9 protein-coding genes are annotated in these 8,857 nt (G+C 47.4%); 7 read left to right on the forward strand and 2 right to left on the reverse strand.

Going from position 1 to position 8,857, the window contains the following annotated elements; translation table 11 throughout:
- Positions 1-13 precede the first annotated feature (13 nt).
- A complete protein-coding gene (locus VST71_10585) occupies positions 14-226 on the reverse strand; it encodes a hypothetical protein (protein ID MEC4686163.1) in 213 nt (70 codons plus the stop codon).
- A gap of 342 nt (positions 227-568) precedes the next feature.
- Between VST71_10585 and VST71_10590 the strand changes: the two genes are divergently transcribed.
- Positions 569-1,291, forward strand: a complete 723-nt coding sequence (locus tag VST71_10590) for a hypothetical protein (GenBank protein ID MEC4686164.1) — start codon at positions 569-571, stop codon at positions 1,289-1,291.
- A 739-nt stretch (positions 1,292-2,030) separates the two neighbouring features.
- Positions 2,031-2,381 (forward strand): hypothetical protein, encoded by a 351-nt coding sequence (locus tag VST71_10595; GenBank protein ID MEC4686165.1) that lies wholly within the window; start codon positions 2,031-2,033, stop codon positions 2,379-2,381.
- A 17-nt stretch (positions 2,382-2,398) separates the two neighbouring features.
- On the opposite strand, the gene uvrC is transcribed toward VST71_10595, so the two are convergent.
- Entirely contained in the window at positions 2,399-4,189 is a 1,791-nt protein-coding gene (gene uvrC / locus VST71_10600; GenBank protein ID MEC4686166.1) for an excinuclease ABC subunit UvrC, read from the reverse strand.
- Positions 4,190-4,380: 191 nt separating this feature from the next.
- On the opposite strand from uvrC, the gene speD reads away from it, so the two are divergent.
- The 5 genes from speD to VST71_10625 all read left to right on the forward strand — a co-directional run bounded on the left by speD (position 4,381) and on the right by VST71_10625 (position 8,732).
- Complete coding sequence (gene speD / locus VST71_10605) at positions 4,381-4,788, forward strand: adenosylmethionine decarboxylase (protein MEC4686167.1); 408 nt, start codon at positions 4,381-4,383, stop codon at positions 4,786-4,788.
- Positions 4,763-5,668, forward strand: a complete 906-nt coding sequence (gene speE / locus VST71_10610; protein ID MEC4686168.1) for a polyamine aminopropyltransferase — start codon at positions 4,763-4,765, stop codon at positions 5,666-5,668. The genes speD and speE overlap by 26 nt, the downstream gene beginning before the upstream one ends.
- A gap of 275 nt (positions 5,669-5,943) precedes the next feature.
- A complete protein-coding gene (gene ftsY / locus VST71_10615; protein ID MEC4686169.1) occupies positions 5,944-6,852 on the forward strand; it encodes a signal recognition particle-docking protein FtsY in 909 nt (302 codons plus the stop codon).
- Between the two features lie 31 nt (positions 6,853-6,883).
- Entirely contained in the window at positions 6,884-7,984 is a 1,101-nt protein-coding gene (locus VST71_10620; GenBank protein ID MEC4686170.1) for an efflux RND transporter periplasmic adaptor subunit, read from the forward strand.
- Positions 7,985-8,099: 115 nt separating this feature from the next.
- Positions 8,100-8,732 (forward strand): ATP-binding cassette domain-containing protein, encoded by a 633-nt coding sequence (locus VST71_10625; GenBank protein MEC4686171.1) that lies wholly within the window; start codon positions 8,100-8,102, stop codon positions 8,730-8,732.
- Positions 8,733-8,857: the final 125 nt, after the last annotated feature.

Consider the following 8,857-nt stretch of genomic DNA (forward strand, 5'->3'; position numbering starts at 1 on the left):
TTGACTACGTTGACTAACTACTTTTCCTTGTTATTATCTTACATACTGCAGATGTGGAAACTCCTACCTGGCGTGCAACCTCCGCCAATGGAATCCCATAAGTCTCAATCAACCTGCAAACTATCTGCGACCTTGCCTCAGACACCCTGCTCCTCCGGCTGCCTGGCTTTAATTCATGAATATTTACGCCCTCTTTTCTACATATTTCCTCTACAACTTCTTTCATCTTCTCTACTCGCTCATCTGCCGACTCCTGAAGAATCTTTATTACAAAATCCCCGCTCCCTAATATCCGCTCATCAGTCAGTCTTCCCTAACTGTCGGACAGTAGTGTTGTCAAATATCATTTTATTCGTGTAAACTCAGGAGATATACAGAAGTTCTATGCTAACTGGTTAGTGTGCTACGCGGGAAGTTCACTTGATCTTGCTATCGTTGTACGCCTTAAGTGTGTCTATGTACATTTCGTGCAGACGTTTCTGCCATGCCTCTTACAATGGACGAGTCGAGGCGTGGTGGATCCGCCAGAAACTATTGTGAATTGTCAATACAATCTCAGGAGGTCGATATGTCTGATCAACAGGTCAATCATGACGTACAGAAATTGGTGGACTACGGCGAGCAACTAAAGGGCCATCACGAGCAGCTGCAGGGATTAGAGGATAATCCTCTCGGCGTACTGCAATCTCTGAATATAGAAGTTGAAAATGAATTCAAGGATGCCGTCACTTCGCAATTGCGGGAGTTTGCAGATATAACGCGTTCGCAAACGGATGGCGAGGGCATTGTCACCCTGGCAACTTCCGCCAGTGATGCACAAAAAGCCGGATCAACTGCGCCGGCTCCACCGAACGGGTTTCGGTTTGCAGGTTATGACGAGAATGAACAAAAGCCCAAACCGGTTGCCCCGGCCCCACCATCCGGGCTTCGGGTGGTAGTTGAACCTGCATCTAATGATGTGCCTGCTGAAGTGTTCAATGCTTTGCAATTTATGATAAAGCCATGGGGTATTGTGTTGGCGGTACACAAACCCGCGATGCAATATTTAAAAGGTGGCGCTACGATTACTGATGCAACTTTAGGAGCTGCTGCGTTACTTCTTCCGCTTATTCCTGTTGCTGGGCCAATATTGTCAGGGATTACGGCGTTTTTAGCTTTTTTTCTTACTGTAAATATTGGCGTGATTGAAATTATGGATCAGGGCAAGGGCGTTTATATTACGCTTACATGGCTGCATATTGTTTATTGTGGCGTTGGTTTGCTGGTGCCTGCTATTACACCGATTAAATAGTGAATTTGTGTTTTGGAAGCTGCCTTTTAAAGTTTATTGGTTTGAGGGTAACTGCTAATGTGGGAGAACTTTGGGGACATCCTACTATGCAAAACTATTGACGGGTAAGAAAACGAAGTTGATAAAAATGTATGATTATAGAGAAAAGGTCTTGGGGTTGCCCATCCTAAATATTAATTTTTCTAAAAATAACAATGTTTCTGAGAGACTGTTCAGCCTGATTATTAGTTGGCGGAACATCGGGATGGCGGAGAAAAGCAAAGAGCTGATGATCAACCTAAACCAAGGGTCAATCATGGGGTCTATAATAGCCACTGTTTGGCATATTCCCATTAGACAGGGTATTAACTGGGAGCATCCGGCAGTTCAAGTCGAGTCTCTTTCATCGACGGACCCCAATAGCCACAGATGCTCCCATAACCATTTACTTATCTTACTTCATAAAGAAGGCTGCTTGCTTTTCTTACCCGTTTCTTACTTTGTTTTTCTATTATAGACCCCCAGGATTAGACTGGAAAGCGGGCACAAATCATGAATCATGTGCACCTCCTGTTTAAAGTATATATTTTCGTATTTTATGTTGTTCCAGAAAACGGGGAGCATGTCATGTTAAGCTCTGAGTCAGAGCAACAAGAGGAGGGGGGGGGTACAAAATATAATAAAATGATATACTGTAAGTTGAAACAATAGCCGGGGGAAGCCACTGTGAAAAACCTGCCGGAGAAAAGGAGGGCGAATAATGAGGTACTGGATGCATTTCCTTATATTATCTTTAATGTTTACCGTCTTATCGGCAATAAACCCGCTTCAGGCAAGAGGGCAAGAGGATGTATGTAAGGAGAAGGGCATTGTTGTGAGGAACCTGACCACAATTGACCTTTGGTATAAAAAGAATGATGGAGACTGCTTTAAATGGAAGGTGAGCAAGATGTTTGTAATCAAACCAGGCGAGACCGTTGATATATTTTCCGACCTTACCTGTGAAACACCGTATTGCAAAGGGATTGATTATGAGAAATACCTCTCTTACGATACAGACGGGGACTGTCGTGTGAAGATAATACCGGGCTGCACACTCTCTGATATGTAACCCGGGCTTAAATCTCCTCAGAGTTCCGACAGTAACTTCTCTGCCACCGCTCTGTTCATGCCCTTGACCCTGGCTATGTCTTCAACAGATGCCTTTTTAATGGCCTCAATTGAGCCGAAGTGTTTTAGGAGGGCAAGCCTCCTCTTCTTTCCAATCCCCTTTATACTCTCAAGCCTTGACTCAAGGAGCCCCTTGCCCCGGAGTTTTCTGTGAAAATTGATTGCAAACCGGTGCGCCTCATCACGCAGACGCCTCAGAAGGAGTGCATCAGGACCGCTGTCTTCAAGGAGAACATTCGTTCCATCTTTCAGAAACGCCCTGTCAGGCCCCTTTGCTATTGCAACAACATCGACATCATGGACATCCTCTCCCATCACCTCTGACAAAGCACTCATGGCTACCTCAAAGTGCCCCCTGCCACCGTCTATCAATATCAGGTCAGGAATGTTGCCATTCAGATTGTTGATTGTGCGTATAATAATCTCCCTCATCATCGAGTAATCATCCATTCCGCTGACATCCCTGATCTTAAGGAGCCTGTACATCTCTTTTCTGAATTCACCATCCTCCCACCAGACAAAGGCACCAACGGAATAGCTGCCGAAGATTGTGGAGACATCAAAGGCCCCGATTGAGCCGGGTATCTTTTTAAGCCCGCGCCTTTCTTTGAGTTGCTTCATCACTTCCTTTGATGCAGCGCCTTTTCCGGTATGCAGGATAATCCTTGCGTTCTCTGAAGCCATATTGATCAGGTCTTTCTTCTTACCCCTTTCAGGGAGCCTGATTTTTACCCTTCTCCCTTTTTTTGCAGACAGCCACTTCCCGAGTTCCTCAACGCCCTCGGGCCTTACCTGAACCACTATTTCATCAGGCGGAATTATCTCCTTTGCATAAAAGAGTGTAATGAATTTTTCAAAGAGTTCCTCCCCGGGAATGAACTCCGTATCTTTAAGATGAAAATCCTTTGCACTTATCAGGATACCGTTTCTTATAAAGAAGACCTGGAAGACCGTATCAACACCTTCGCGGTAAAATCCTATCACATCAATATCACCAAGCTCCGGAGATACAACCTTTTGTGACTCAAAGGCCCCCCTGAGTGCCTGCAACCTGTCCCTTATCCTGGCAGCCTCTTCAAACCTCAGATCTTCGGAAAACCTCAGCATCCTCCCCTCCAGCTCCTCTATCAACTCCTTCTTCTCTCCCTTCAGAAACCTTTCAACCTCTTTTACTGCCCTGAGGTATTCATCCCTTGAAACAAGCCCGGCACACGGGGCGGGACATCTGCCCATCTGGTACTGAACGCAGGGACGCATGGGCCTGTCCAGCCTGTAACGGCAAGGTCTTATGTTAAAATGTCTCCTGACAAAGGCGAGTGTCTCCCTCACTGATGAGGCCGGGATATAAGGCCCGAAATAGATGGCACCGTCCCTTGTTATCCTCCTGACAACCTCAAGGCGCGGCCACTCCTCGTTGATGGTGAGTTTGAGGTAGGGGTAGTTCTTGTCGTCCCTGAGGATGACGTTGTAGCGCGGCTTATGCTGTTTTATGAGGTTTGCCTCAAGGGCGAGGGCCTCAACTTCAGTCTCTGTAACCAGGAAAGCAAAGTCCCTTACCCGTCCGAGCATGGCCGTCTTTCTTGGCCCGAGGTTTACGGATTGCTGAAAATAGCTCTTCAGCCTGTTTCTGAGGTTCCGCGCCTTTCCGATATAGAGTATCCGATCCTTCCGGTCCTTAAACATATAGACACCGGGTTTTTCAGGAACGCTCTTCAGTTTTTCTCCCAGATCAACCGCTTGTTCAGCCATAATTTATTTTAACTCAAAACGGGTTGCTATTTTGGGATCAGGACGTTGCTGTCCCGGCAAAGTGATAATGTCCTGAAGGAGATTTCTCCCGGCCTGCAAAAATCTTGACAAAAACATATTGGTTGCTTTATGCTTATATGCTTGTTAGGGATATTTTGTCCCTCTTAAACCACTTGAAGGGGGGTTGAGGATTGCATGCTTTAGGTACCCATTTATTAGTTGAATTAAAGGATTGTAATCATGAGATTCTGAAAGACCTGAATGCTGTAAGGGAGGCAATGGTATCTGCTGCAAAGCAAGCAAAGGCAACTATTGTTGATGTATCCTTCCATGAGTTTAGCCCCTTTGGGATCAGTGGTATGGTGGTTATTGCTGAATCTCACCTTTCCATTCATACATGGCCGGAATATGGATATGCTGCCGTGGATATATTTACCTGTGGAGATGTAATTAAACCGGAAATTGCTGTCCAATACCTTATTGAACAGTTTGGGTCAAAAAACCCGTCCATTGTGGAAATGAAAAGAGGGATAATTTCGTGCACTAACGAAAAGCTTCCGCACAAGGTTTGTAATGATCGGCTCCAAATGGTTTCTTGAGTTTACAACAGACAAAGAGGCCAGTCTCCATTCACTTGAAGAGGTCCTGTATACTGCCCAGACCCGGTACCAGAAACTGGAAATTCTCAGACTCGGCAGCTACGGCAAGACCTTGGTCCTTGACGGCAAAATGCAGTCCACCCAGCTTGATGAGTTCATATACCACGAGGCCCTTGTACACCCTGCCCTGATCACCCACGGACACCCCAAAAAAGTATTGATTGCCGGTGGAGGAGAGGGTGCTACGATCAGGGAAGTGCTGCGTCATCCTACAGTGGAATCCGTCTGCATGATTGACCTCGATGAAGAGGTAGTGCAGGCATGCAAGGCCCATCTCTACGAATGGCATCTGGGGTGCTTTGACGATCCCAGGGTGAAGGTCTTGCATGAAGATGCAAGGAGGTTTATTGCAGAGGGAGACGGGGATTTCGACGTCATTATCCTTGACCTTCCTGAACCTATGGAAGCAGGTCCTGCCATCAAGCTTTATACAAGGGAATTTTACAATGAGGTCATGGAGCATCTCTCGCCTAATGGGGTAATGGTGACCCAGGCAACTTCTGTATCAGTAAACAACCTGAATGCCTTTGCCATTATCCATAACACGGTGGAACAGGTATTTCCTGTAGTCAGGGGGTACTGGACCTCTGTGCCGTCCTTTTATGTGCCCTGGGGGTTTATATATGCATCCAATAGTAAAGATCCGGAAGGACTCTCCCACAAGGAACTTACCGGGAAGTTAGAGCACCTCACTGCCGGTCTCCGTTTCTATAACCCGGAAGTCCATCATGGCATGTTTGCCATGCCTCAGTACCTGCAGGATGCGATAAAGGACGAGCAGAGGGTCAACACTGATACAGAACCCCTCTCCTTTTATTAAACGGTTCTTATCACCTCCACATTAACCCGCACCGAAACTCCCGGGACTGCACTCTTGCTGACATACAGCTCATATCTGCTCTCCGGAAGCCGGAATTGCCACTGCCTTCTTCCCCTTTTTCATCAGGATTTCTTTTTTGAGGTAACGATTCCGTTTAGTTTGGATTTTTATGAGGCGATTCGCACCTTTGCCTGAGATATTTTGATATAATATCCTTCAGGCTGCCGGGGGATTAAAGACCCGGCAGGGCAATAAAATATTTTCAGGAGGCATAAGTGGGACTCTTTGACAAACTGAAGAAAGGTTTGAGCAAAACAAGAACGGGTTTTCTTGGAAAGGTCGAGCAGGTTTTTCAGGGGAAAAAGATCGATGACACGACAATTGACGAGTTTGAGGAAGTCCTCATTACATCAGATATAGGTACTGAAGCCACCATGGAGATAATAGATGATCTCAGGGAAGAGGTCAGGAGCGGCAAGATAAAGGATTATAATGGTGTAAAGGAATTTTTAAAGCGGGAGATGCTGAAGATTCTGGGGCTTCCGCAGCCCTTTGTGCTCTATCAGGAAAGGCCCTTTGTCGTCCTGTGTGTGGGGGTTAACGGTGTGGGGAAGACTACCACCATCGGCAAGCTTGCAAGCAGGCTGTACGCTGAGGGGCATAGCGTTATAATAGCTGCATCCGATACCTTCAGGGCTGCTGCCATTGAACAGCTTGAGATATGGGCAGAGAGGTCTGGGGCCCAGATAGTAAAACACCAGAGCGGGTCCGACCCGGCAGCCGTGGCCTATGATGCAGTTGAGGCTGCGAAGGCACGGGGAGTGGATGCCGTAATAGTGGATACCGCCGGACGTCTGCATACAAAAACACCATTAATGGAAGAACTCAAAAAGCTCAAGCGTGTAATAAACAGGGCCATGCCGGGGGCACCTCACGAAACCCTCCTTGTTGTTGATGCCACAACAGGCCAGAATGCCCTGAGACAGGCCATGATGTTTCACGAGGCCATCGGAATAACAGGAATAGCATTAACAAAACTGGACGGCACTGCCAGGGGCGGCATTGTATTTGCCATCAAAAAGGAGCTGAACATCCCTGTAAGGCTGATAGGTGTGGGAGAAGGAATCGATGACCTGAGAGACTTTATTCCGGAAGAGTTTGTAAAGGCACTCCTTGAGGAGTAGACAACCGGGGCAACTGTTTGTATAATTAGATATGAAAAAGAAAATTCTGATCCTGTCTGCTCTCCTCCTTTTTGCTGCAGTTGCCCTCTATATTATATTCCATTATATAACCCCGGCCAAAGACAATTACCTGAAAGTCAGCGGCAGGGTGGAGGCCAGTGAGATAGAGCTGGCCACACAGATTCCCGGGAGGTTGAAGAGTGTCCTGATAGAGGATGGGTCTGCAGTCAAGGCAGGGCAGATCGTTGCACTGCTTGTGGACGAGGAGTTGCAGTCAAGGCGCAGGGAATTCATCAGGGGGACCGAGGAACTGGTTGAGAGGATCAAGGCCGCTGAGTTTGACCTGAAATACACGGCAGAAAACGTCAGGCATACCATAGATGAAGCACACAAGTCCCTTTTAATTGCAAAGGCAAGGCTCAAGCAGGCAGGGGACAAGAGGGAGAAGACCCAAAAGGACTTCAGGAGATTCTCCAGGCTGAGGCAGAAGGGCGTCATTGCTGAAGAAAGGTTTGAAGAGATGAGGCTTGCCTACAGCCTCTCTGAAGAGGAGGCACGTACTGCAGACAAAGAGGTTGAGCTGGCAGAGATATCACTCCTGAAGGCAAAGGCCTCAAAAGACCTTGTCAGGGCAAAGGAGAAGGAACTCCTTGCACTCAGAAAATCGCTTCAGCGTCTGAAAGAAAGACTGAAACAGGTGGAGATAACCCTCGGATATACAAAAATCTCCGCACCAGAGGACGGGATTATCCTCAAAAGGGTTGCAGAGCCCGGAGAAGTACTTCCACAGGGTGGAATTGCCGGCATCATGATCAACCCGGCGTCCCTGCATGTAAAGACATTTGTGCCGGAGACCTATATTGGAAGGATATTTATAAACATGGAGGCCGAGGTCTTCAGCGATGCCTATCCTGATTACCCCTTCACAGGTTATATCTGCTACATCTCCGACAGGTCGGAGTTTACGCCAAAAGAGGTCCAGTCCTATGAAGAGAGGGTAAAGCAGGTCTTTGCCGTAAAGATCTGTTTCCCGGGGACTTCAGCGGATCAGAAAAAGAACTACAGGGACGTCCTGAAAAAAGGGATGCCTGTGGATGTAAGGTTCGAGATTAAAGAGGATGGGAAAATATAAAACACTAAGACACTGAGAAAAGAATGGATTCCGGCTTAAGGACTGCCGGAATGACAGACAAATTGAGTTGTTAATTTGAGAGAATCTGCGAAATCTGCGGCTGAAAAAAAACCAGATGACAACCCCCATAATATCATTCAGAGGCGTTTCCAGAAAGTTCAGAAAACTACATGCCCTGCAGGATATTGACCTTGATGTATTCCCCGCCGAGATCACCGGAATTATCGGTCCGGACGGTTCAGGCAAGAGCACCCTCCTCAAGATATGCTCCGGCATCCTTGGTTTCAAGGGCAGGGCGACCTTCATGGACACAGACCTTCAAAAAGACCCTGAATCCATAAAAAGGCACCTCAGCTTCATGCCCCAGGGTATAGGCCAGAACCTGTACATGGACCTCTCGGTTGAGGAGAACATAGACTTCTTTGCAGCCTTAAAAGATGTCTCCCGGGAGAGAAGAGATACAGTGAAGGAGAGGCTCCTTGAGACCACAGGGCTGCAGCCCTTCAGGGAAAGGCGAGCAAAAAACCTCTCCGGCGGCATGAAACAGAAGCTGGGTATCTGCTGCTCACTTATCTCTGAACCCAAAGTTCTCCTGCTTGATGAGCCGTCAACAGGCATAGACCCGCTTTCAAGGAGACAGATGTGGGAGCTACTGCACGAGTTTGTCTCAGGGACAGGCACCACCATTGTGCTGGGGACATCCTACATGGACGAGGCGGAGCGGTGTCATTCCGTAAGCGTCAAATAAACCCCACGTGATTAACCAAGAAGGACGATGGAGCCACGATTAACGTACTGGGGCAGAAGAGCCCTGTAATCTTCCTCTGTATTGGCACCGGGCAGTTCTTCAAAGAGGAAGCGCAAATAGGCATA

Source organism: Nitrospirota bacterium (assembly GCA_035873375.1).
Lineage (GTDB): Bacteria > Nitrospirota > Thermodesulfovibrionia > Thermodesulfovibrionales > JdFR-85 > BMS3Bbin07.

What these genes read in the sequence shown, in the direction of transcription:
- VST71_10585 (MEC4686163.1), bottom strand. Translation starts at nt 226, where the DNA reads ATGAAAGAAGTTGTAGAGGAAATATGTAGAAAAGAGGGCGTAAATATT.
- VST71_10590 (MEC4686164.1), top strand. Translation starts at nt 569, where the DNA reads ATGTCTGATCAACAGGTCAATCATGACGTACAGAAATTGGTGGACTAC.
- VST71_10595 (MEC4686165.1), top strand. Translation starts at nt 2,031, where the DNA reads ATGAGGTACTGGATGCATTTCCTTATATTATCTTTAATGTTTACCGTC.
- uvrC (MEC4686166.1), bottom strand. Translation starts at nt 4,189, where the DNA reads ATGGCTGAACAAGCGGTTGATCTGGGAGAAAAACTGAAGAGCGTTCCT.
- speE (MEC4686168.1), top strand. Translation starts at nt 4,763, where the DNA reads ATGATCGGCTCCAAATGGTTTCTTGAGTTTACAACAGACAAAGAGGCC.
- VST71_10620 (MEC4686170.1), top strand. Translation starts at nt 6,884, where the DNA reads ATGAAAAAGAAAATTCTGATCCTGTCTGCTCTCCTCCTTTTTGCTGCA.
- VST71_10625 (MEC4686171.1), top strand. Translation starts at nt 8,100, where the DNA reads ATGACAACCCCCATAATATCATTCAGAGGCGTTTCCAGAAAGTTCAGA.